This is a genomic window from Rhodanobacter fulvus Jip2 (genome assembly GCF_000264315.1).
Classification (GTDB): Bacteria; Pseudomonadota; Gammaproteobacteria; order Xanthomonadales; family Rhodanobacteraceae; genus Rhodanobacter; species Rhodanobacter fulvus.
On sequence record NZ_AJXU01000014.1, the window covers coordinates 1 to 21691 of the forward strand.

The 21691-nt window shown below is 66.4% G+C and carries 17 protein-coding genes; 5 read left to right on the top strand and 12 right to left on the bottom strand.

Annotation, left to right across the window (positions count from 1 at the left end; genetic code table 11):
- The 5 genes from UU9_RS02740 to UU9_RS02760 all read right to left on the bottom strand — a co-directional run.
- A partial coding sequence (locus UU9_RS02740) for an NAD+ synthase (protein WP_040670108.1) occupies positions 1–1328 on the bottom strand: 1328 nt, incomplete at its 3' end.
- 84 nt (positions 1329–1412) lie between these two features.
- Positions 1413–1766: an endonuclease domain-containing protein gene (locus UU9_RS02745; RefSeq protein WP_007080188.1), complete on the bottom strand. Its 354-nt coding sequence runs from the start codon at positions 1764–1766 to the stop codon at positions 1413–1415.
- Between the two features lie 313 nt (positions 1767–2079).
- Positions 2080–2952, bottom strand: a complete 873-nt coding sequence (sucD, locus tag UU9_RS02750; RefSeq protein WP_007080189.1) for a succinate--CoA ligase subunit alpha — start codon at positions 2950–2952, stop codon at positions 2080–2082.
- 14 nt (positions 2953–2966) lie between these two features.
- On the bottom strand, positions 2967–4130 hold the full coding sequence (sucC, locus tag UU9_RS02755) for an ADP-forming succinate--CoA ligase subunit beta (protein WP_007080190.1): 1164 nt from the start codon (positions 4128–4130) through the stop codon (positions 2967–2969).
- A 214-nt stretch (positions 4131–4344) separates the two neighbouring features.
- Positions 4345–5439, bottom strand: a complete 1095-nt coding sequence (locus UU9_RS02760) for a mechanosensitive ion channel family protein (protein WP_007080191.1) — start codon at positions 5437–5439, stop codon at positions 4345–4347.
- A gap of 214 nt (positions 5440–5653) precedes the next feature.
- On the opposite strand from UU9_RS02760, the gene UU9_RS02765 reads away from it, so the two are divergent.
- Positions 5654–7303 (top strand): sensor histidine kinase, encoded by a 1650-nt coding sequence (locus tag UU9_RS02765; RefSeq protein WP_007080192.1) that lies wholly within the window; start codon positions 5654–5656, stop codon positions 7301–7303.
- Between the two features lie 53 nt (positions 7304–7356).
- On the top strand, positions 7357–8748 hold the full coding sequence (locus UU9_RS02770; protein WP_007080193.1) for a sigma-54-dependent transcriptional regulator: 1392 nt from the start codon (positions 7357–7359) through the stop codon (positions 8746–8748).
- Positions 8749–8953: 205 nt separating this feature from the next.
- Here UU9_RS02770 and UU9_RS02775 read toward each other — a convergent pair whose 3' ends face one another.
- The 3 genes from UU9_RS02775 to UU9_RS02785 all read right to left on the bottom strand — a co-directional run bounded on the left by UU9_RS02775 (position 8954) and on the right by UU9_RS02785 (position 12845).
- Entirely contained in the window at positions 8954–10528 is a 1575-nt protein-coding gene (locus UU9_RS02775) for a response regulator (RefSeq protein ID WP_007080194.1), read from the bottom strand.
- Between the two features lie 80 nt (positions 10529–10608).
- Positions 10609–11055 carry a response regulator gene (locus UU9_RS02780; RefSeq protein ID WP_007080195.1) on the bottom strand — a complete coding sequence of 149 codons (447 nt, stop codon included), beginning with the start codon at positions 11053–11055 and terminating at the stop codon, positions 10609–10611.
- The gene (locus UU9_RS02785; RefSeq protein ID WP_007080196.1) at positions 11052–12845 is read right to left on the bottom strand and encodes a sensor histidine kinase; all 1794 of its coding nucleotides are present in this window, start codon (positions 12843–12845) and stop codon (positions 11052–11054) included. Before UU9_RS02785 ends, UU9_RS02780 begins: the two co-directional genes overlap by 4 nt.
- Before the next feature lie 265 nt (positions 12846–13110).
- On the opposite strand from UU9_RS02785, the gene UU9_RS02790 reads away from it, so the two are divergent.
- Positions 13111–15087 (top strand): M1 family aminopeptidase, encoded by a 1977-nt coding sequence (locus tag UU9_RS02790; RefSeq protein WP_007080197.1) that lies wholly within the window; start codon positions 13111–13113, stop codon positions 15085–15087.
- A 55-nt stretch (positions 15088–15142) separates the two neighbouring features.
- Here the strand turns inward: UU9_RS02790 and UU9_RS02795 are convergent, their stop codons facing one another.
- On the bottom strand, positions 15143–15562 hold the full coding sequence (locus UU9_RS02795) for a VOC family protein (protein ID WP_007080198.1): 420 nt from the start codon (positions 15560–15562) through the stop codon (positions 15143–15145).
- A 115-nt stretch (positions 15563–15677) separates the two neighbouring features.
- On the opposite strand from UU9_RS02795, the gene UU9_RS02800 reads away from it, so the two are divergent.
- Entirely contained in the window at positions 15678–16289 is a 612-nt protein-coding gene (locus tag UU9_RS02800) for a TetR/AcrR family transcriptional regulator (RefSeq protein ID WP_007080199.1), read from the top strand.
- Positions 16286–16843 (top strand): G/U mismatch-specific DNA glycosylase, encoded by a 558-nt coding sequence (mug, locus tag UU9_RS02805; RefSeq protein WP_156804157.1) that lies wholly within the window; start codon positions 16286–16288, stop codon positions 16841–16843. Before UU9_RS02800 ends, mug begins: the two co-directional genes overlap by 4 nt.
- A gap of 21 nt (positions 16844–16864) precedes the next feature.
- On the opposite strand, the gene UU9_RS02810 is transcribed toward mug, so the two are convergent.
- From UU9_RS02810 to UU9_RS02820, 3 genes are all read right to left on the bottom strand, one after another.
- Positions 16865–19354, bottom strand: a complete 2490-nt coding sequence (locus UU9_RS02810) for a glycoside hydrolase family 31 protein (protein WP_007080201.1) — start codon at positions 19352–19354, stop codon at positions 16865–16867.
- 334 nt (positions 19355–19688) lie between these two features.
- Positions 19689–20195: a single-stranded DNA-binding protein gene (gene ssb, locus UU9_RS02815; protein WP_007080202.1), complete on the bottom strand. Its 507-nt coding sequence runs from the start codon at positions 20193–20195 to the stop codon at positions 19689–19691.
- A 165-nt stretch (positions 20196–20360) separates the two neighbouring features.
- Positions 20361–21569 carry an MFS transporter gene (locus UU9_RS02820; RefSeq protein WP_007080203.1) on the bottom strand — a complete coding sequence of 403 codons (1209 nt, stop codon included), beginning with the start codon at positions 21567–21569 and terminating at the stop codon, positions 20361–20363.
- Positions 21570–21691: the final 122 nt, after the last annotated feature.

Sequence of the window (21691 nt, forward strand, 5' to 3'; positions counted from 1 at the left end):
AATCCCGAATCCCCAATCCCTGCTCCGTTACGCCAGCGCGCCAGCCGGTACACCACCGTCTTGTACACATCCTTCAGCGGCGCGTAGGCACCGCACATGTCGCCATAGAGGGTGGCGTAGCCCACCGCCATCTCGCTCTTGTTGCCGGTGGCCAGCAGCAGTTGGCGGTGCTTGTTGGACAGCGCCATCAGCATCACGCCGCGGGTGCGCGACTGCAGGTTTTCCTCGGTGGTGTCGGCCGGCTTGCCGGCGAAGGCGGGAGTCAGCGCATCGACGAACGATTGATAAGTCGCCTCGATATCGATCACGTGGTAGTCCACGCCGAGTTTCTCCGCCTGCGCGCGCGCACCGTCCAGCGACAGCTGCGAGGTGTAGCGCGTGGGCATCATCACCGCGGTGACGCGATCGGCACCCAGCGCATCCACCGCCAGCGCCAGGGTCAGCGCGGAATCGATGCCGCCGGACAGACCCAGCAGCACGCCGGGGAAACCGTTCTTGTCGATGTAGTCGCGGATGCCGCGCACCAGTGCGTGATACAGCGTGGCGTCGGCGCCGGGGTCGGTGGCACGCGGCCAGTCGTGCGCGGCCAGCATGCGCGTTTCGGTATCGAATTCCGCCCACAGCAAGGCGTCCACGAACGCCGGTGCCCGCGCGGCAACGGAGCCGTCGCCATTGACCAGGATCGAGGCACCGTCGTACACCACTTCGTCCTGGCCGCCGACCAGGTTGAGGTAGGCAATCGCGCAGCCGGTTTCCCGCGCCCGCGCCACCAGCACCGCCTCGCGCTCGGCCTGCTTGGCGTCGTCCCACGGCGAGGCGTTGATCACCAGCAGCAGTTGCGCGCCGGCAGCCGCGGCCTGCGCGGCCGGCTCGCTGCGCCAGACGTCCTCGCAGATCAGCAGGCCCACGGTGACACCATCGATCACCGCCGTGGTGGTTTCGTGGCCAGGCTGGAAATAGCGCATGTCATCGAACACGCCGTAGTTCGGCAGCGCCTGCTTGTGCGCCGTCGCCTCGACCCGCCCCTGCCGCAACAAGCTGGCGGCATTGAACACCTCGCCTTCGCTGTGCGGATGCCCGATCAGCACGGCGACGTCAGCGGAATCCGCGGCCAGCGCCGCCAGTTCGCTCTCGCAGGCAGCCAGGAAACTGGGACGCAGCAACAGATCCTCGGGCGGATAGCCGCTCAACGTCAGTTCCGGAAACGCCACCAGCGCCGCCCCGCCCGCCGTGGCCTCGGCGACAAGCCGGCGCACGCGATTCGCGTTGGCAGCCACCGCGCCGACCGGGAAATCCTGCTGGGCCAATGCCAGACGCAACTTTGCCATGGCGAAAAACATTCTGTGGGGAGGGCCGCCATGGTAATTCAACTGCCGGGAAAGAATGGAGCCGTCGACTTTCCGCACTGCCGATTAGCCGTCCGAATGCGGGATGGCCAGCACTTCCGCAATCGACGCCAGAACCTGGTCGACACGGGCGAGCACGTCATGGTTCCAGCAGTGGATCACCTTGAATCCCTGCTGTCGCAACCATGCGTCGCGGCGCGCATCGATACCGGACTCTCCATGCTGGGAGCCGTCGATCTCGATGACCAGCCTCTTTTCGACGCAGGCAAAGTCGGCAATGTAGGGACCGAGCGGATGCTGGCGACGAAAGCGGCAGCCCGACAGCTGGCGGCGACGCAGACGTGTCCAGAGGTAGCGCTCCGCGGGTGTCATCTCGCGCCGTAGCTGGCGCGCGAAGCGGATTTTGGCGCTGTCGCGCATGGTGCTCTCGTCGTTGGCGTGTCCGAGGGTCAATTTGCGCGATTGGGCAGCGTTGCAGCAGAGGGATGGGTAAGCGGCGCTTGTGGGTGCGCGTCGGCTGGCGATGAAAGCGCCCCCATCCGCCCTGTCGGGCACCTTCCCCCGTTGCACGGGGGAAGGAAGCGGCCGGACTCCTCGAAACAGCCAGCTTCCTTCCTCCGCTTGCGGGGGAAGGTGCCCGACAGGGCGGATGGGGGCCCGCTTCAAACAACCCGCTCCAAAACAAAAGGCCGCGCAATGCGCGGCCTTTCATCAACAACGTGGCAATCACTGCTTACTTCATCAGCTTGGCCAGCGCCTTGCCCAGATCCGCCGGCGATTTCACCGTGGTGACGCCGGCCTTCTCCAGCGCGGCGAACTTCGCCGCGGCGGTGCCCTTGCCGCCGGAGATGATCGCACCGGCATGGCCCATGCGCTTGCCGGCCGGAGCCGACGCACCGGCGATGAACGACACCACCGGCTTCTTCACGTATTCGCCGATGAACTCGGCGGCGTCTTCCTCGGCGCTGCCGCCGATCTCGCCGACCATGATGATGCCCTCGGTCTGCGGGTCGTCCTGGAACAGCTTCAGGCAGTCGATGAAGTTCAGGCCGTTGATCGGGTCGCCGCCGATGCCGATCACCGTGCTCTGGCCGAGGCCTTCGTTGGTGGTCTGGAACACCGCTTCATAGGTCAGCGTGCCGGAGCGCGAAACCACGCCGACCTTGCCCTTCTGGTGGATATGGCCGGGCATGATGCCGATCTTGCATTCGCCGGGGGTGATGATGCCGGGGCAGTTCGGCCCGATCAGCACCACTTCCGGATGCTGGGCCAGCACGTTCTTCACGCGCAGCATGTCCAGCACCGGGATGCCCTCGGTGATCGCCACGATGGTCCTGATGCCGGCATCGATCGCTTCGAGGATGGAGTCGGCCGCGAACGGCGGCGGCACGAAGATCACCGACGCGTCGGCGCCGGTTTCCAGCACGGCCTCGGCCACTTCGTTGTAGACCGGCAGGCCGATGTGCTCGGAACCGCCCTTGCCCGGGGTCACGCCGCCGACGATCTGGGTGCCGTAATCGAGGCACTGCTGCGCATGGAAGGTGCCCTGCTGGCCGGTGAAGCCCTGCACGATCACCTTGGTGTTCTTGTTGACAAGTACGCTCATGTTTCGATTGCTCCTCAGGCCTTGGCCGCAGCCACGGCTTTCTGGGCCGCGTCGTTGAGATCATCCGCCGGCGTGATCGCCAGGCCGGAGTTGGCCAGCAGTTCGCGGCCCTTCTCCACATTGGTGCCCTGCAGGCGCACCACCACGGGAATGGTCAGGCCCACTTCCTTGACCGCGGCGATGATGCCCTCGGCGATCATGTCGCAGCGGACGATGCCGCCGAAGATGTTGACCAGGATGCAGTTGACCTTGTCCGAGGAGGTGATCAGCTTGAACGCCTCGGTGACGCGCTCCTTGGTGGCGCCGCCGCCCACGTCGAGGAAGTTGGCCGGCTCGCCGCCCGCCAGCTTGATCACGTCCATCGTGGCCATCGCCAGGCCGGCACCGTTGACCATGCAGCCGATGTTGCCGTCCATCGTCACGTAGTTGAGGTTGCTTTGCTGCGCGGCGGCTTCGGCCGCGTCTTCCTGGGTCAGGTCGCGCATGGCGGCCAGGTTCGGGTGACGGAATTCGGCGTTGTCGTCGGAGTTGACCTTGCCGTCCAGCGCGGCGAGGTTGCCGTCTTCCAGCACGGCCAGCGGGTTCAGCTCGACCAGGGCCAGGTCCTGCTCGTTGAACAGCTTGTACAGGCCCAGCATGATTTTCGTGAGCTGGTTGACCTGCTTGTTGGTCAGGTCCATCGCGAAGCCGAGCTGGCGGCACTGGTACGGCTGCAGCCCTTCGACGAAGTCGACCACGATGGTGTGGATGTCTTCCGGGGTGTCCTTGGCGACCTGCTCGATGTCCACGCCGCCGTGCTTGGAGGCGATGAACGAGACGGCCCTGGAATCACGGTCGACCAGGATCGACAGGTACAGCTCGCGGGCGATGTCGGTGGCGTCGGTGACCAGCACCAGATTCACCGGCAGCGCACGGCCGGCCGACTGGTAGGTTTCCATGTTGGTGCCGAGCATGCCCTTGGCAGCGGCGCGCACGTCGTCGAAGCTGCGGCAGAACTTGACGCCGCCGGACTTGCCGCGGCCGCCGGCGTGGATCTGCGCCTTGACCATCCATTGCGTGCCACCCAGTGCCTTGGCGGCATCGACGGCAGCGTCGGGGGAGTTGGCGACCTTGCCCGGCGGCACGGCGATGCCGTATTGCGCGAACAGTTCTTTGGCCTGGTATTCGTGGAAATTCATTCGATACCTCGAGCGAACGGGGGAACATGGTGGCCGCACACGGTGCGGCGGCGTGGGTCACGAAGGCGGAAAGCGGGAAGACCGATGCCGTTGAAAAGGGCAAAATCCACGCGATTCGGCCCGCCATTTTCGCGGATGGGGGCCGCAATGGAAAGAGCCAGCCCCCAAAGCGAGGCCCGGCGCGGCCTAAGCGGCGCGAAACCCCGGGCCCAGCCTAGCCGGCAGGGCTCGTGCCGCCCTCCGCGCCCGGCAGGTAAACCGCCCCGTCCGCCCGCAAGGTGCGCACGGGCACGGCGAAGGTCAGTTCAAGCGCTTCCAGCCGTTGCATCAGCGCCAGGTTGATGCCCTGCTGGATATCCATGTAGACGTTGTAGTCGGGGCTTTGCACGATGTGCACCACCTCGAAATCCAGCGAACTGGGGCCGAATCGCTGGAAGTGCGCCCGGTCCAGCCTGGTGTTTTCCACGGCGCCGACGATGTCGCGCACCGCCTCGACCACCTGCTCGACCTTGCCGCGCGGGGTGTCGATCGGCAAACCGAAGCCGAACACGATGCGCCGCGTCCGCATGCGGCTGTAGTTGCGGATGGTCTGATCCAGCAGCATCGAGTTGCTGATGCTGATCTCTTCGCCGCTGAGCGAACGGATGCGGGTGGTCTTGATGCCCACGTGCGCGATCGTGCCCAGGAAATCGCCGAACTGGATGAATTCGCCGATCTCGAACGGCTTGTCCAGGCCGATCGCCAGCGAGGCGAACAGATCCTTCAACACGTTCTGCAAGCCCAGCGCCACCGCGATGCCGCCGATGCCCAGGCTGGCCACGAACGCGGTCACGTTGACGCCCACGTTGTCCAGCACGGCCAGCAGCAGCAATGCCCACACCATGGTGCGCGCAAACCAGCTCAGCATCGTCATCACGACCGGGTTGCCCGCGCCGGTACCGGTACGGCTGAGGCTGCTGGCCGTCCATGCGCTGATCGCATGGCTGGCCCACAGCCCCACCTGCAAACCGACGACGAGAAACATCAGGCTGTCGAGCCAGCGCGTCACCTGTGGCGACGGCTGCAGCACATGCAGCCCGATCAGCACGAAAAGCAGGAAAAGCAGCGTGGCGCTGGTCAATTTCAGTACCGAGGCCATGATCGTCAGCGCGGCGCTGCCGGTGCGCTCTGCCAGCTTGCGCAAGCGGGTCGACACCACGCGCAACACGCCGCGAGCCAGCAGGAAGCCACCCAGCGTCACCAGCGCGGCATAGGCCCAGCGCAATACCTGGATGTGGAAAAACTGATGCTCTGAAAGCCAGTCATGCATGGCGTTCTACCTTGTTCGGGGAGGGGAGCCGGAACAGCCGGATCAATCACGGCATGCGGTTGCGCGGACGGCCATGCTCGCAAATGCCCGCGCATGGCTCAACCCGCGACGCGGCAGCTGGCACCCGCCAGCGCATCGAAAAACCGTGTTCCACGCACTGCGCGTCCGGCGCGCGCCGCTTATACTCGCGCAACTGCCCCGGAGTGCCTTGCGAATGTCCAGCACGTCACTTTTGCCCGCCTCCAGCGGACCCGCCACAACGTTCTACAACGAACTTACCTTTCTCAACGTTTTCCGCCTGATCCAGGCGCTGGTCTACATGGGGCTGGCCTTCAGTCCCACGGGACTGGGTTGGCCCAGCGTGCCCGACCCCGCCTTCGCCCATCATGTGGCCGAGGCCTACCTGCTGTTCGCGCTGGTGTCGTTGCTGCTGAACCGGCGCAGCATGCCGCATGCCCGGCTCGCGGTTTCGGTGGCGCTGGTGGTGGATATCGTCGGTGCGCTGCTGGCGATCACCGCCATGCGCGAAGCCCACATCGGCATTGCCATGATGCTGGCTGTGAACCTCAGCGCGGGTGCCCTGATCCTGCCGCTGCGCCTGTCCAGCTTCTTCGCGGCGCTGGCCACGCTGGGCACCCTCGGCCACACCTTGCTGGATGCCACGCAAGCCAGTTCCAGTGATCGCGACCTGCTGGAAGCGGCGCTGTTCGGCCTTGCCTACTTCGCCACCACCACGCTATGCCACGTGCTGGGCCGGCAACTGCGTGCCACCGAGGCATTGGCCGAGCAGCGCAGCACCGACCTGGCCAACCTGGCGCAGGTCAACGAGCTGATCATCCGCCGCATGAAGACCGGCGTGCTGCTGGTGGACGACGCCAACCGCATCCACCAGATCAACGAATCGGCCTGGATGCTGATGGGCAACCCCGGCGCCGACCAGCGCGACCTGGGCCAACTGGCACCGGAACTGTCGCGCCGCCTGTACCACTGGATGACCTCGGGCAAGCTGGACGAAACTGCCACCCAACTGGCCGACGGCGTGCCCGAGGTGGTGCCACGTTTCTCGCGTCTGGCGCCGAACGACGACTCCCACGTGCTGATCTTCCTGGACGACACCTCGCTGCTGTCGCGCCGCGCCGAAGAGCTCACGCTGACCTCGCTGGGCCGGCTGTCGGCCTCCATCGCGCACGAGATCCGCAACCCGCTGGCGGCCATCCGCTACTCCGCGCAGCTGCTGGCCGAATCGAAAAGCATGGACAGCACCGACCAGCGCATGGTCGAGATCATCAACAACCACTGCATCCGCCTCAACGAGATCATCGAGAACATCCTGCAGTTGTCCCGGCGCGAGCGCTCGCGGCCGGAAACGCTGGACCTGGGCCACTGGGCGCAGTCGTTCGTGGAGGAATACAAGCAGGGCAACGACATCGGCGCCGACACCTTGCGCGCGGTGACCAACAGCGATGTCGAGGTCGCCGCCGTGGCCGACCCGCAGCAACTGCAGCAGGTGATCTGGAACCTGGTGCAGAACGCGCTGCGCTATGGCCGCATGCCCGGCCAGGCGGCGCGGGTACTGGTGGTGGCGCGCCGCGGCGAACACGGTGTGCCCATCCTCGAAGTGATCGACCGTGGCCCGGGCATCGCGCCGAAAGTGGCCGCGCAGATTTTCGAGCCGTTCTACACCACCCACGAATACGGCACCGGCCTGGGCCTGTACCTGGCCCGGCAGATGAGCGACGCCAACCAGGCCGCGCTGGAATACGTGCGCGTACCCGGCGGCGGCAGCTGTTTCCGGCTGCTGCTGACGCCGCCGGCACGCAATCCGGCCGACGCGGAAGTCGCCGATCGCGCCGCCACGCGTTGACCTTTCGCCCTGCCCTAGTAACCTGCACAGCACCGTTGCCAACCAAGAAGCCCATGACTGCACAGACCGTTCTGGTCATCGACGATGAACGCGATATCCGCGAACTGCTGACCATCACGCTGGGCCGGATGGATCTGCAGGTAGACGCCGTGGGCACCGTCGCCGACGCGCGCCGCGCGTTGGCCGAACGCACGTACGACCTCTGTTTCACCGACATGCGACTGCCCGACGGCAACGGCCAGGAGATCATCGAACTGATCGCCGAAACCTGCCCGGACACGCCGGTGGCGATGATCACCGCCTACGGCAACGTCGACGCGGCGGTGACCGCGTTGAAAGCCGGCGCGTTCGACTTCGTCTCCAAACCGGTGGACATCCAGATGTTGCGCGGCCTGGTACGCACCGCGTTGCGGCTGGCCGAGGAAAAGCGCAACGGCGGCGGCGCCACCAAGGCCGGCGACTTCGGCTCGCGCCTGATCGGCGACTCGGCGGCCATGCAGCAGGTGCGCACCACCATCGCCAAGCTGGCCCGCAACCAGGCGCCGGTCTACATCGCCGGCGAATCGGGCGTGGGCAAGGAGCTGGTGGCGCGACTGATCCACGAACAAGGCCCCCGCGCGGCCGGCCCGTTCATCCCGGTCAACTGCGGCGCCATCCCGTCCGAGTTGATGGAAAGCGAGTTCTTCGGCCACCGCAAGGGCAGCTTCACCGGTGCCAGTGCCGACAAGGAAGGCCTGTTCCAGGCGGCGCAAGGCGGCACCCTGTTCCTCGACGAAGTGGCCGAACTGCCGCTGCACATGCAGGTGAAACTGCTGCGCGCGATCCAGGAAAAGGCGGTGCGCGCCATCGGCGGTCGTGACGAAATTCCCGTGGACGTGCGCATCCTCTCGGCCACCCACAAGAACCTGGGCCAACTGGTCGAACAGGGCCAGTTCCGCCAGGATCTGTTCTATCGCATCAACGTGATCGAGCTGCGCGTGCCGCCGCTGCGCGAGCGTCGCAGCGACGTGCCGCAACTGTCCACCTTCATCCTGCAGGCGCTGGCCGGCAAGAACGGCGGTGGCGTCGGGCAGTTGTCCGCCGAAGCGAAACAGGCGCTGGAAGCCTACGATTTCCCCGGCAACGTGCGCGAACTGGAGAACATCCTGGAACGCGCCATGGCCATGTGCGACGGCGAACGCATCGACGCCGCCGACCTGATGCTGCCGCAACGGACTTCTCGCCTCAACCCCGAAACCGCCGCGGAACCCGCCCTCGGCCAGCCGCCGGCAACGCCGGCACCGGGCGCCGACGGCGGCCTCGACGACTACATCAGCAACCTGGAACGCACCGCGATCATCAAGGCGCTGGAAGAATCCCGCTACAACAAGACCGCCGCCGCCAGGAAGCTCGGCATCACCTTCCGCGCACTGCGCTACAAGCTGAAGAAGCTCGGCATCGACTGAGGGATGGGCAACCGTTCACCCTGAGCGCAGGCGCGCCGCGCCGAAGTCGAAGTGTATGGCCGCTGGCGCTACGCTGCGCGAGCACGGCATCAACCGCACGCGCCGTTCTCCTACCCTGCTTGCGGGGGAGTGCCGGGGCGGGGTTCGCTTTTGATCTTTCCGTCGGGTCGCCCCAGCGCCAAGCGGTGGGCGCGTCCGCACTCGCTCACTCCGCGGACGACACCGCCGCCAGCGCCTTGCGCAAGGTACGCAGCAGTACCTGGGTCACCACGGGTTTGTCGACCACGAACAGGTTTTTCAGCGACGGCAGTTCGTTCGGGTCGGGCGGCGCGTCGGGGCGGGCCAGCAGGATCACCGCGCCGGCGTAGCCGTGGTCGATCAAGGCGGCCAGGGTGCGCACGCCGGTGAACAGGTTCATGTCGGCGTCGAGCACGACCAGGTCGGGCAGGCCGCAGGCTTCGATCCATTGCAACGCGGCGGTACCGCTCTGGCTGGCGTGCGCCTCGTAGCCGTAGGCATCGAGGGTGTCGACCAGCAGGGACAGCTGGCCCGCCTCTTCCACCACCACCAGCACGCTTTCGGCGGCGCCGTCCAGGTCCTCCTCCAGCGCGGTGTCGGTATCGGCGGCCAGCGCTTCCAGCGGAATGTAGAGATCGAAACGGGTACCGCGGCCCGGCGCGCTGTCCACCCGCATCACGCCGCCATGGCTGCCCACGATGCGCTTGCACGACATCAGGCCCAGGCCGGTGCCGGTTTCCTTGGTGGTGAAGAACGGCTCGAACAGATGCTCCAGCACGGCATTGTCCATGCCCGGGCCGCTGTCGATCACGCTGATGCGCAGGTAGCAGCCCGAATGCGGCTGTTCGCCGGCCATGAAAAAATCGACGGGCAGTTCGGCCTGGCTGGTTTCGATGCGCAGCCTGCCGCCGTCGGGCATCGCCTGGATGGCGTTGAGGCAGAGATTGAGCAGGCACTGCTGCAGCTCGGTGTGGTTGCCCTCGAACGTCAGCTCGGGGTCCTCGATGGCCAGCTCCATTGCCACCGAGCGGGGCACGCTGCCCTGCATCAGCAGATCCAGCGCGCTGAACAGTTCGCCCAGCCGCACCTGCTCGGCGCGGCGGGCGCCGCGCGCGAACGACAGCATCGACTGCACCATGTCCAGGCCGCGCTTGCCGCAATCGCGCACCAGCTTGCCCAGCCGCGCCAGGCGCGGGTCGTCCTGGTAATCCTGCAGGCTGTCGCCGGCCAGCAGCAGCGGCTGCAGCAGGTTGCGCAAGTCGTGGCTGAGGCCGCCGGCCAGCATCGCCAGGCTTTCGAAGCGCTGCGCCCGGATCAACTCGGATTCGGCGCGGCGGCTGGCCCGGCGCGCGGCGGCCTCGGCCAGCGCGCGGCGCACGGCGCTGGCCAGCCGCGCCGGGTTCTGTTTCAGGATGTAGTCGGTGGCGCCATTGCGCAGTGCCTCGATCGCCGCCTCCTCGCCCAGGGTGGCGGAGACGAAGATGAAGGGCAGATCCTCGTCGTGCCGGCGCAGCAACTCCAGCGCGTGCTGGCCTGAGAAGCCCGGCAGGCTGAGGTCGGACAACACGATGTGCGGCTTGAAGTCGCGCAGGGCGGCGCTGAAACGGGCTTCGTCGTCAACCAGCAGCACTTCGTAGGGAAGGCCGTCGTCGTCGAGCTCGGCCAGGACCAGCTCGGCATCGAGACGGTTGTCTTCGACCTGCAGCACGCGAACGACCGGCATGGTGCGCGGCGTTTGGTTTGGCCCGGTGTGCTCCGCCATGATCCTCGTCCTTTCAACCCGCACCTGCGCGTTTTCGGTGGCCGCCCAGCGCGGCCGTGTTGCCTTGGCTCGCGTTTCGCTCAGTCCTGTTCGGGCGCCTGGTTCAGCACGGCCCAGAACTGGCCCAGCGTACGCACGGCGTCGAAAAACTGGTCGACGTCGACCGGCTTGATCACGTACGCGTTGGCGCCAAGATCCCAGCTGCGCGCCAGGTCGCTTTCCTCGCGCGAGGAGGACAGGATCACCACCGGGATGCGCCGCAGCTGTTCGTCGTTGCGCATCTCGGTGAGCACGTCCAGGCCGTTCATGCGCGGCATCTTGATGTCCAGCAGCACCACCGCCGGATCGCCGGGCTCGCGCGTGGCCCAGGCGCCGCGCGCATGGAGGTAGTCGAGGCAATCGACGCCGTCTTCCACGTGCACCACCGGGTTGGCCAGATGCGCCTCGCTCAGCGCGTCCATCGCCATTTCCGCGTCGGCGGCGCTGTCTTCAACCAGCAGGATGGTTCGCAGGTCTTTCTTGTTCATGCCTTGTCTCGCGTGTGTGCGCCGGCCAGGTCGGTGGCCGGCAACGAAAAGTGGAAGTGGGCTCCGCGCCCGGGTTCGGCTTCGGCCCAGACACGGCCACCATGGCGTGCCACGATGCGCCGGACATTGGCCAGGCCGATGCCATTGCCCGGAAATTCGGAAGCGCGGTGCAGGCGCTGGAACACGCCGAACAGCTTGTCCGCATACTGCATGTCGAAACCGGCGCCGTTGTCGCTCACGGTGAACTGGTACTCGCCCTGGCGACCCTGGGTCGCGCTGACCTCGATCTGCGCCACATCGCAATGGCCGGTGTATTTGACCGCATTGCCCAGCAGATTCTGCCAGACGGTGCGCAGCATGTTCTCGTCGCCGATGACCATCGGCAGCGGCTTGATGGTCCATACGATGCGCCGGTCCGGTGCGCCCGATTCGGCCAGCGCGCTGGCTTCCTCCACCAGCGACTGCATGTCCACCGCCTGCAGCCGCAGCGCGCCACGGCCCAGGCGGGAAAACACCAGCAGGTCATCGATCAACAGCGCCATGCGCTGCGCCGAGCCGCCGATGACCTCGATGTAGTGGCTGGCCTTCTCGTCGATCCGATCGCCCAGGTGCTGCTCCAGCTTGCGGGCAAAGCCGGAAATGTGCCGCAGCGGCGCGCGCAGATCGTGCGATACCGAATAGCTGAACGCCTCCAGCTCGCGGTTGACGTCGGAGATCTGCGCCACCTTGCCTTCCAGCTGGCGGTTGAGGTCGTTCACCTGCTGCTCGGCCAGCGCACGCACGGTGACGTCGCTCACCGTCAGCAGCAACGTGGGCGCGTCGGTTTCCAGCTTTTGCAGCCGCCGCGCGTTGATGACCACATGCCGCTCCAACCCGTCAGCGGTACGCTGGGTCAGGTCGTAATCCCACAACTCGCGGTCCCGCAGCAGCACATCCTTCAGTCGCTGCAGCACCACGGCATCGCTCCACACCCCTCCACCGATATCGATCAGCGGCATGGAACGCTGATCGGCGTCCATGCCGTACAGCTCGCTGAAGGCGTTGTTCACCAGCAGGCTGTTGAGGTCTTCGTCAAACAGCGCGATCGGCTCGCGCACGGCCTGGAAGATCAGCTGCGAGCGCAGCACCGCCCGGCCCTCTCGCGTTTCCGCCAATTGCCGCTGACCAATCTGCCGCTCGGACATAATCACGATGATCGCCAGCAACACCAGCTGGGCCAGCGCAGTGATCGTCAATACCACGCGACCCGTCCTGGCCTGTTCACCCGCCATGACCTGACGGTCCGTCAGCAGGTTGTCCTCGTTGGCCACGATGGCGCCGATCCGCGCGTTCATGCCGAACAGATCATCGCCATCGCGCAGCGATTGCCGCGCACCGGCGGCATCTCCCTTGCCCAGCCGGGCCTGCGCCTGGGTCATCAGGGCGATGCGGCCGTTGACGCTGCTCTCCAGTGCACTGACCAGCGCCTGTTGCCTGGGGTTGTCGCGCACCATGGCGTGCAGGGCCGGCAACAATTCAGCCGTTTCGCTTGCCGCCCTTGCCGCGCGTTGACGCACGGCATCGGTGGCGTCGCCCGCCAGCAGGCGATAGCTGGCCGCTTCGCTGTCGTGGATCACGTACGCGATCCGGTAGGTAAGCGCCTTGACCTCGTTGGAATGAATGACCCACGCGTTGGCGCGCACGGTGTCGCGCTGACCGGACAGCGTCACGATGTAAGGCATGCCCACGATGATCATCATCGCCAGCAACAGCCCGGCGGTGCGCCAGCGCACGATACCGTTGAATTTCATGTGGCTCGCGTCATCGGCACGACCTGCCGCAAAGGGAAATATTTTTCATTCTTGCATGCTTTTGCAGGCTGTCCAGCCGGCGAGGTAACGTTGCCCACGGCCCGCGCCTCGTGCGGCCGACTGACACAGGTGTCTGATTTTCGGGAAAAAGACCTGCCGCCGCCAGCACCCGGCACCTTCCGCAAGCCCGCGGACGCGCGGCCACGCCATCGGCCCGTGGAGGTTGTGGATATCATGCCTGCCTTGCCCTTTTCCCGAGGTATCCATGACTCCATCCACCGCGCGCGCCCTGTTCGGCAGTGTCCTGTTGTGGCTGGCCCTGCCGGTCATGGCCGCCGCGGCCGATAGTGCCGCGTTCAACCCGCAGCAGGCGTTCGCGCCGTTCGATTACCCGCAGCCGGCAACGGCCTACCGCTCCGCCAGCGGCCTGCCCGGGCCGGCGTACTGGCAGAACCGCGCCGACTACCGCATCACCGCCACGCTCGATCCGGCCAGCCGCAAGCTCGACGGCAGCGAAGTGATCAGCTACACCAACAACAGCCCCGACGCACTGGACGTGTTGTGGCTGCAGCTGGACCAGAACCGCTACCGCAAGGATGCCCGTGGCGCCTTCACCGGCGACAAGTTTCCCACCGAGTTCACCGACGGCTACCGGATCACGTCGGTGGCCGTCGAAGACGCCCACGGCCGCAAGCAGGCGGTGAAATGGGTGGTTTCCGACACGCGCATGCAGGTGCGCCTGCCCGACGCGTTGCCGGGCCACGGCGGCAAGCTGCAGCTGCACGTCGCGTGGAGCTTCACCGTGCCCGGCGAGTTCGGCGGTCGCATGGACGTGAACGCCAGCAGGAACGGCGAGATCTTCGAGATCGCGCAATGGTATCCGCGCATGGCTGTCTACGACGACCTGCGCGGGTGGGATACCGCGCCCTATCTCAACAGCGAGTTCTATCTGGAATACGGCGATTTCGATTACGCCATCACCGTGCCGTGGAACATGATCGTGGCCGGTTCCGGCGAACTGCTGAACCCGGGCGACGTGCTGACCGCGACCCAGCAAAAGCGGCTTGAGCAGGCACGCCGCAGCGATGCCACGGTGATGATCCGCACGCCGGCGGAAGTGAATCAGCCGTCCAGCCGTCCAAAGACCAGTGGCACGCTGACCTGGCACTTCCGCATGCACAACACCCGCGACGTGGCCTTCGGCGCCTCGGCCGCCTATGTGTGGGACGCGGCACGCATCAACCTGCCCGAGGGCAAGACCGCGCTGGCCATGTCGGTGTACCCGGTGGAAAGCGCGGGCCCGCAGGCCTGGGGCCGGGCCACCGAGTTCCTCAAGGCGTCCACCGAATACTTCTCGAAGCAGTGGTATCCGTATCCCTGGCCGGTGGCGATCAACGAGGCCGGCACCGCCGGCGGCATGGAATATCCCGGCATCACGTTCGATTCCAAGCGGGCAAAGGGCAAGAGCCTGCACATGGTCATCGCGCACGAGATCGGCCACATCTGGTTTCCGATGATCGTGGGCAGCAACGAGCGCCGCGACGCGTGGATGGACGAAGGCTTCAACACCTTCATCGACGTGTACGAGGACGACGCCTTCAACCACGGTGAATACGCGCCCAAGCGCGACGGCGAATACGCGCCCGGCGGCGGCAACCCCGCCGACGAGATCGCCAGGGTGATGATGGACGCCGACGCGCCGCCGCTGCTGATCGGCGCCGACATGGTGCCGGAGAAATACCGCCACCCGATCACCTACTTCAAGGCCGCCTTCGGCATGGTGCTGCTGCGCGAGCAGATCATCGGGCCGGAACGGTTCGACCCCGCGTTTCGCCGCTACATCGCCACCTGGGCGTACAAGCACCCCAGCCCGTCGGACTTTTTCCGCTTCATGGAAAGCGAAACCGGCGAGGACCTTGGCTGGTTCTGGCGCGGCTGGTTCCAGCACAACTGGACGCTGGATCTGGCGGTGCAGAAGGTGGCTTACACCGATGGCGATTACCGCAAGGGCGTCGACGTCACCCTCGCCAACCTCGACAAGCTGGTGTTGCCGGCCACGCTGGACGTGGTCTACGACGACGGCAGCAAGCAGCAGGTGCGCGTGCCGTGGGAAACCTGGCAGCAGCATCGCCGCTACGTCGTGCACGTGGATGGCACGCGCCAGGTGACATCCGTCAGCATCGACCCAGGCCATGCCTTGCCCGATCACGACCGCAGCAACAACAGCCTGCAGATGAAATGAGCCGCTGACGACAACGGCGCCCTGCCTGCATGGGCGCCGCCGCTTCGCGAAACACTCAGTCGGTCAGGGTGCAGACGAATTCAAGGCGCGTGCCGCCCGGTTCGCGCACCATGCAGTGCATGCGTGATCCGCCGGCAGCCACCGGTTCCGGCGCGAATTCGGTCTGCACGCCGGGCCAGGTCGACACGCGGGCGTAGACGCTCTGCAGCGTCGACGCGTCGGGCACTTTCAATGCCAGGTGATGCAGGCCGATGTTCTTGCGTCGATCAAACGCGACCGGGGTCGCGGACTTGTCGACCTCCCACAGCGACAATCCGACGGTGCCATCGGAAACGAAGACCGCCGGGTACGCCGGTACGCCGCCAATAACCTGCCACCCCAGGCATTCGACAAAGAAACGGCGGGATTGCTCGAGGTCACCCACCGTGAGGCCGATGTGATCGGCCCCCGCCGTTTGCGCATGCTGCTCTTGCATGAATCAACTCCTTGTCCGGGAACCCGGCTGCAGGCCGCCCTGTGATTTTTGTACTCCGTCGGATAATATTTTGACCGGCGCCGCAGGTCAATATTTCCATACGTAACGGTACAAAATGAACGGAACAGCAAAGAAGCCGCGCGGACGCCCGCGCGCCTACGAACCGCAAGTTGCCCTGCGACAAGCCACGGGCGCCTTCTGGAAGTCGGGCTATGCCGCAACCTCGCTCGACGACATCACGGCGGCGACCGGCATGAACCGGCCCAGCCTGCGCGCGGCGTTCGGCGACAAGCGCGCGATCTACCTGCAGGCGCTGGCCGACTACTGGGAACTCCAGCTTGCCGCGATGCGCAAGGCACTCGACGGCGACCATGCGCTGGATACCGCGCTGATGCGCGTCTACGACGCGGCATTGGCCATCTATTTCTCCGGGGACGGCCCGGCGCGCGGGTGTTTCGTCGTGGGTACGGCCATCACCGAAGCGGTCGACAACCCCGAGGTGCGGCGCAGCGTGATGGATGGCTTTCGCACGCTCGACACCCGTTTCGAAGCCCGCCTGCGCCGTGCACGCGACAGCGGCGAACTCGACAGTGACGCCGACCCGACCGCGCTGGCCCTGCTTGCCACCGCGACCCTGCACACCCTGGCGCTGCGTGCCCGCGCCGGCACGTCCCGCAAGGACCTGCGCAAACTGGCCTCGAAGGCGACAGGCGTGATCTGCGGATGAACCGTGGGCGGCAGAGCACGCGTGGCGAGGCCGAGGGGACGCCAGCTGCATTGCCGGACCTGATGGCGGCGCAGCTTGCCGTGGTGTTCTGCGGCATCAACCCGGGCCTGATGGCCGCCGCCATGGGACATCATTTCGTCGGGCCGACGAACCGTTTCTGGCGCGTCATCCACCTGGCGGGCTTCACCCCGGACGAGATCAGGCCCGAGGACGATCAGCGGATTCTCCACTACCACTGCGGCCTGACCACCGTGGTCAGCCGGCCCACCGCCAGCGCCGACCAGTTGGCGCCCGGGGAATTCGCGTCCGCCGCTGCTGAATTCCGGCGCAAGATCGAGCACTACGCGCCACGCTTCGTGGCCTTCCTGGGCAAGGCGGCGTATGCCGCGTTATCGGGCCACCGGGAGGTCAGCTGGGGACGGCAGGCCGACCTCATGAGCGGCGCGATCGTCTGGGTGCTGCCCAACCCGAGCGGCCGCAATCGAAGCTTCCGACTCGACCGTCTCGTCGCCGCCTACCAGCAGCTTCAGCGGGCGGTGAGCGCTGCCCCGTGACCCACCCCCGCGTGAGCCACCTCACGGGTGCATGGCGTCGATGCTGATCGCCTGTGGCTGATCGGCGATGGTGAAGCGCAAGGTGCGCGCGGCGCGATCGGACACCGCGTCGACACGACGCCCACCGACCATCGCGTGGCCGGCGCCATCCCAGCCGTGGATCGTCACTGCCAACTGCTTCCACCAGGGCTTGAACCGGCCATCGCGCGCCGCGAAGTCGATGCGCACGCCATCGTCGCTCACCGTGCAGCGAAGCGTCTGCCGCAGGAAGCCCTGCTTGCGGTACGCCATGCTGTGGCCGTCGTCGGCGTACAACTGGCCGTGGCAATCGGCACCGGGATAGACGTCTATCTGCAACGCACCGAATGGCGTTTGCGCGGTGCTCCGCACCAGCGGCTGGCGCGGCAGGATGCTGCCGGCGCGGACGAAGACGGGCAGCTTGTCCAGCTGCGGCGTCTCTTTCACCACGATGCTGCTGGAGCGCTTCTCGTTGGTGGCCTGCGAGGCCGACTGGATGGTCTGGCTGGCCCCATCGACAGCCGCGCCATCCACCGCCAGCCCGGTCCAGTAGTCGTACCAGCCGCCCGCCGGCAGGCAGACATCGTAATCCTGCGGCGATTCCGGATTGGGCGGCGGCGCCACCAGCAACTGGCTGCCCACGGTGAATGCCATCGACTGGTCGCACGAGGCGCTGATCGCGTCCGGGTAATCGTAGAAAACCGGCCGCATGATCGGGTCGCCGCGACGCGCGTTTTCGTCGGCCAAGGCGTAGAAATACGGCAGCAGGCGGTAGCGTTCCTCCACGTAATGCCGGCGGATGGCCAGATGCTGCGGCCCATCCACCCACGGCTCGGCCCGCGGCGTGCCCTTGGCCGCGTGGTCGCGGAATATCGGCGTGAACGTGGCGATCTCGAACCAGCGCGTCAGCAGTTCGGCGCTGGGGCCGCCGGTGAACCCGCCCACGTCGGCGGCGCTGTATGAGAAGCCCGACAGGCCGAGGTTGATCAGCTGGTGCACCGACAGTTTCAGCTGATCCCAGGTGGAACCGTTGTCACCGGTCCAGGTCACCGCGTAGCGCTGGCCGCCGGCATAGCTGGCGCGCGTCATCACGAACGGCCGCTCGTCGGGGCGCAGCTTGCGCAGCCCGTCGTAGGTCGCGCGCGTGTTCTGCATGCCGTAGACGTTGTGGATCTCGGCATGGCTGGCCTTGCGGCGGGTGAAATCGTCGCTGGCGATGCGGTGGACGTTGTCCAGCGGCATGGTCTTGGTCGGCGTATCGAACACCGCCGGCTCGTTCATGTCGTTCCAGAAACCGGCGATGCCGTCGGCCACGAACGGCCGATACAACGTGCCCCACCAGTCACGCACGCTGGCCTCGGTGAAATCGGGAAACACCGACGGCCCCGGCCACACCGGCGCCACGTAAACCGAGCCATCCGGGTTGTGCACGAACGCATCGGCGGCCGCACCGCTGTCGTACGGCGCATAGCCCTCGTCCGGTGCATGGGCGATGTGCGGGTCGGTGATCGCCACCAGCTTGATGCCCTCACCGCGCAGTTCGCGCACCAGCCCCGGCATGTCGGGAAACGCCTGCCGGTTGATGGTAAACGGGCGGTTGCGGTCCTGGAAATCGATATCCAGCCAGATCACGTCGGCGGGGAACCGGTCCGCACGCAAGCGCGCCGCCACCTGCCGCACCTCGTCGCCGGTCATGTAGCTGTAGCGCGACTGCTGATAGCCGAACGCCCACCTCGGCGGCAGCGGCGCCTTGCCGGTGAGATCGGTGTAGCGGCGCACCACGTCCGCGGTGGTGGGGCCAGCGATGAGGTAATAGTCGATCGGACCATCCGGCGCGCCGAAGGCCAGCGTGTCCGCGTCGCGATGACCGAAGTCGAACCAGCTGCGCCAGCTGTTGTCGAGCAGGATGCCGTAGCTGCCGCCCGCGCCGCCGACGCCGATGAAAAACGGAATCGACTTGTAGATCGGGTCGGTGGCGCTGCTGAAACCGTAGGCGTCGGTGTTCCAGTCCACATAGCTCTGCCCGCGCCGATCCAGCGAGCCGCCGGTCTTGTCGCCCAGGCCGAAGATGTGTTCGGACAGCGGAAGCTGCTTGCGCAAGGTGAAAGCGCGACCGTCCGCATCGAACGGTTGGGCCGCGTCGGCCGAAATCGTGCGACCTTGCAGATCTTCCACCCGCAGCCCCAGCGACTGGGGATCGATGCGCACGCGCAACGCCCTGGTGGAAAAGCCGTCGGCATGACTTTCCACCGCAACCCGCGCGTGGCGGACCTCGGCCGGCACTGCCCAGCTGGCGTCTTCGGGAAACACGCCGTCGCGCGCGATCCGCACGCGGATGATGTGATCGGTCAGTGCCGTCACGCGCAGCGCTACGGCACCGCGACGCAGCTCCACACCGTCGCGATGGTGATCGATATGGGGCGCCACCGTGGCGGCGAACGCAAAGCTTCCGCTCGTCGCCAGCAGCAGCACGATGGCGGCGACGATACGCATGATTGGCAGTTTTCTGGTCACGCTCCGAATCCCCTTCCATGGCAGCCGCCACGGATGACATGTTTCATGGGTGGCCGCGAGCTCAGCTGTCGTGGCGCGCTTTGGCGTACAGCGCGAACGGAAGGCCGGCCGGCAGTCACCGGAGTCTCGCATGGCGTACTGGCCCTGGTGTCGCCAATCGGCCCTCTCCGCGCATGAATACGTATGCATCTCGCGTTGAGCGGGGATGCGGCTTGTCGGGCGACGTATCCCACTACCGCAAGGCCAACGTCCCGACAAAAAAAGCCGGCGAATTCGCCGGCTTTTTTCTTCAACACTTCTGCGTAAGCGTGTCCTAAAACGGAATTTCGTCATCCGCGAAGCCGTTGTCGGCCGGGGGCGGCGACGAGCGCGATGCGCCCTGATCGTCGCTGCCGCGTGACTGGCCACCGTAATTGCCGCCACTCTGGCGCTGGCCGCCGCCCTGCGAGCGCTGCCCGCCGCCACCGCCGCCACCGCCGCCTTCATTGCCGCCCAGCATCTGCATTTCGCTGGCGATGATGTCGGTGCTGTAGCGCTCGACGCCATCCTTGCCGGTGTACTTGTCGGTGCGCAGCGAACCTTCGATGTAGACCTGGCGGCCCTTCTTCAGGTAGTCCCCCGCGATCTCGGCCAGGCGGCCGAACATCTTCACCCGGTGCCACTCGGTTTTCTCGACTTTCTCGCCGCTCTGTTTGTCGGTCCAGCTTTCCGACGTGGCGATGTTCAAGGTAGTGACCGCGGTGCCGCCGCCGGTGTGGCGCATTTCCGGATCCGCGCCCAGGTTGCCGACCAGGATGACTTTGTTGACGCCACGTGCCATGGGAGTGTCCTCGTTGAGCCGGCCGTATTTAACGGATGATTACGGCCGGAGTGGTGGATCAGGCTGGCCATCATAACCGGGGCAAAGGCCGTGTACATGCGTCGCCCACCGGAACCCGCGTCAGCCCCCGCCGGGGCCATGTAGGAGGTCGCCTGGAGCGCCTTCCTAGACGGTTTGCGCCTGGGCGGTGGCCGCCATGTCCGCACCGATCCGGCGCGCACCGGCCACCACCAGCGGCAGCCACAGCAAGGTCATGGCCGCGGCGCCCACAAAGATGCCGCTGGGGCCCAACCGGCCCAATGCGATGCCGCCGAAGGTACCGCCGACAAAGGCGCCGATGAACTGGCTGGTGGAATACGCGCCCATGGCCGCGCCGCGCAGGTGTGCCGGCGCCAGCCGCGAAACCAGGCTGGGCAGTGCCGCCTCCAGCAGGTTGAAGGCCGAGAAAAATACCGTGGCGGCCACGCCGAACGCGATCAGGTGATTGCCCGACAGCGCGAAACCCAGCAACGCCAGCCCGATCGCCACCACGCACACCATCACGATGCGCAGGCTCTGCGCGATCTCGCGCATGTGGCGCAGGCTGCCGCCCATCACCAGCGCCGCCACCACCATCACCGGCAGGTACAGCTCCCAGTGCCGGTTCACCGGCAAATCCAGGGTGTTCGCCAGCAGCAGCGGCAAGCCCACGAAGCTGGCGGTCAGCAGCGCGTGCAGGAAGAACACCGAACCGTTCAGCACCATCATGCGGCTGTCGCGCAACATCACCAGCACATGGCCGAAACCAGCCGCGGCCGGCGCCTGTGCCCGTTCGGGCGTGGGCACGATCAGCCACAACAGCGCCAGCGAGATCAGCGCCAGGATCGAGGTGGCCGCAAACAGGCCGGGCAGGCCGTCGATGGCTTCCAGCGGCGGCCCCAGGATCAGCGCCAGCAGGAACGCCAGCCCGATCGACACGCCGATGATGCCCATCACCTTGCCGCGGTTCTCCTCAACGGTGAGGTCGGCCGCCAGCGCGATGCCGGCACCGGCCACCGCGCCCATGCCCTGCACCGCGCGGCCGATCACGATGCCGGTCAACGTATGCGACATCGCCGCGATCAACCCACCCAGCGCGAACAACAGCAGCCCCAGGGTAATCGCCGGCTTGCGCCCGATCCGGTCGGACAACAACCCCAGCGGAATCTGCAGCAGCACCTGCCCCAATCCGTACACGCCCAGCGCCAGTCCGATCATGAAGCCGGTGGCTCCCGGCATCGTCTTCGCGTACAGCGAAAACACCGGCATGATCAAAAACAGGCCGAACAAGCGCAGGCTGATCACGCAGGCCAGGGTCAGGGCGCTGCGCCGTTCAAGGCGGGAGAGTTTGCTCACCGGGGTACCGATTTCGGGGAAGGCATGGGCGGCATTATAGAGTCGCGGCCCATGCGGCGGTTTGTGGCGACATGTCGCGGCCGCGCCTGATGTGCACTGATCACACCATGCGGGTGACCGCC

What these genes read in the sequence shown, in the direction of transcription:
- UU9_RS02800 (WP_007080199.1), top strand. Translation starts at nt 15,678, where the DNA reads ATGAACGGAACAGCAAAGAAGCCGCGCGGACGCCCGCGCGCCTACGAA.
- UU9_RS02810 (WP_007080201.1), bottom strand. Translation starts at nt 19,354, where the DNA reads ATGCGTATCGTCGCCGCCATCGTGCTGCTGCTGGCGACGAGCGGAAGC.
- ssb (WP_007080202.1), bottom strand. Translation starts at nt 20,195, where the DNA reads ATGGCACGTGGCGTCAACAAAGTCATCCTGGTCGGCAACCTGGGCGCG.
- UU9_RS02765 (WP_007080192.1), top strand. Translation starts at nt 5,654, where the DNA reads ATGTCCAGCACGTCACTTTTGCCCGCCTCCAGCGGACCCGCCACAACG.
- UU9_RS02780 (WP_007080195.1), bottom strand. Translation starts at nt 11,055, where the DNA reads ATGAACAAGAAAGACCTGCGAACCATCCTGCTGGTTGAAGACAGCGCC.
- UU9_RS02760 (WP_007080191.1), bottom strand. Translation starts at nt 5,439, where the DNA reads ATGCATGACTGGCTTTCAGAGCATCAGTTTTTCCACATCCAGGTATTG.
- sucD (WP_007080189.1), bottom strand. Translation starts at nt 2,952, where the DNA reads ATGAGCGTACTTGTCAACAAGAACACCAAGGTGATCGTGCAGGGCTTC.
- UU9_RS02790 (WP_007080197.1), top strand. Translation starts at nt 13,111, where the DNA reads ATGACTCCATCCACCGCGCGCGCCCTGTTCGGCAGTGTCCTGTTGTGG.
- UU9_RS02745 (WP_007080188.1), bottom strand. Translation starts at nt 1,766, where the DNA reads ATGCGCGACAGCGCCAAAATCCGCTTCGCGCGCCAGCTACGGCGCGAG.
- UU9_RS02795 (WP_007080198.1), bottom strand. Translation starts at nt 15,562, where the DNA reads ATGCAAGAGCAGCATGCGCAAACGGCGGGGGCCGATCACATCGGCCTC.
- UU9_RS02775 (WP_007080194.1), bottom strand. Translation starts at nt 10,528, where the DNA reads ATGGCGGAGCACACCGGGCCAAACCAAACGCCGCGCACCATGCCGGTC.
- mug (WP_156804157.1), top strand. Translation starts at nt 16,286, where the DNA reads ATGAACCGTGGGCGGCAGAGCACGCGTGGCGAGGCCGAGGGGACGCCA.
- sucC (WP_007080190.1), bottom strand. Translation starts at nt 4,130, where the DNA reads ATGAATTTCCACGAATACCAGGCCAAAGAACTGTTCGCGCAATACGGC.
- UU9_RS02785 (WP_007080196.1), bottom strand. Translation starts at nt 12,845, where the DNA reads ATGAAATTCAACGGTATCGTGCGCTGGCGCACCGCCGGGCTGTTGCTG.
- UU9_RS02770 (WP_007080193.1), top strand. Translation starts at nt 7,357, where the DNA reads ATGACTGCACAGACCGTTCTGGTCATCGACGATGAACGCGATATCCGC.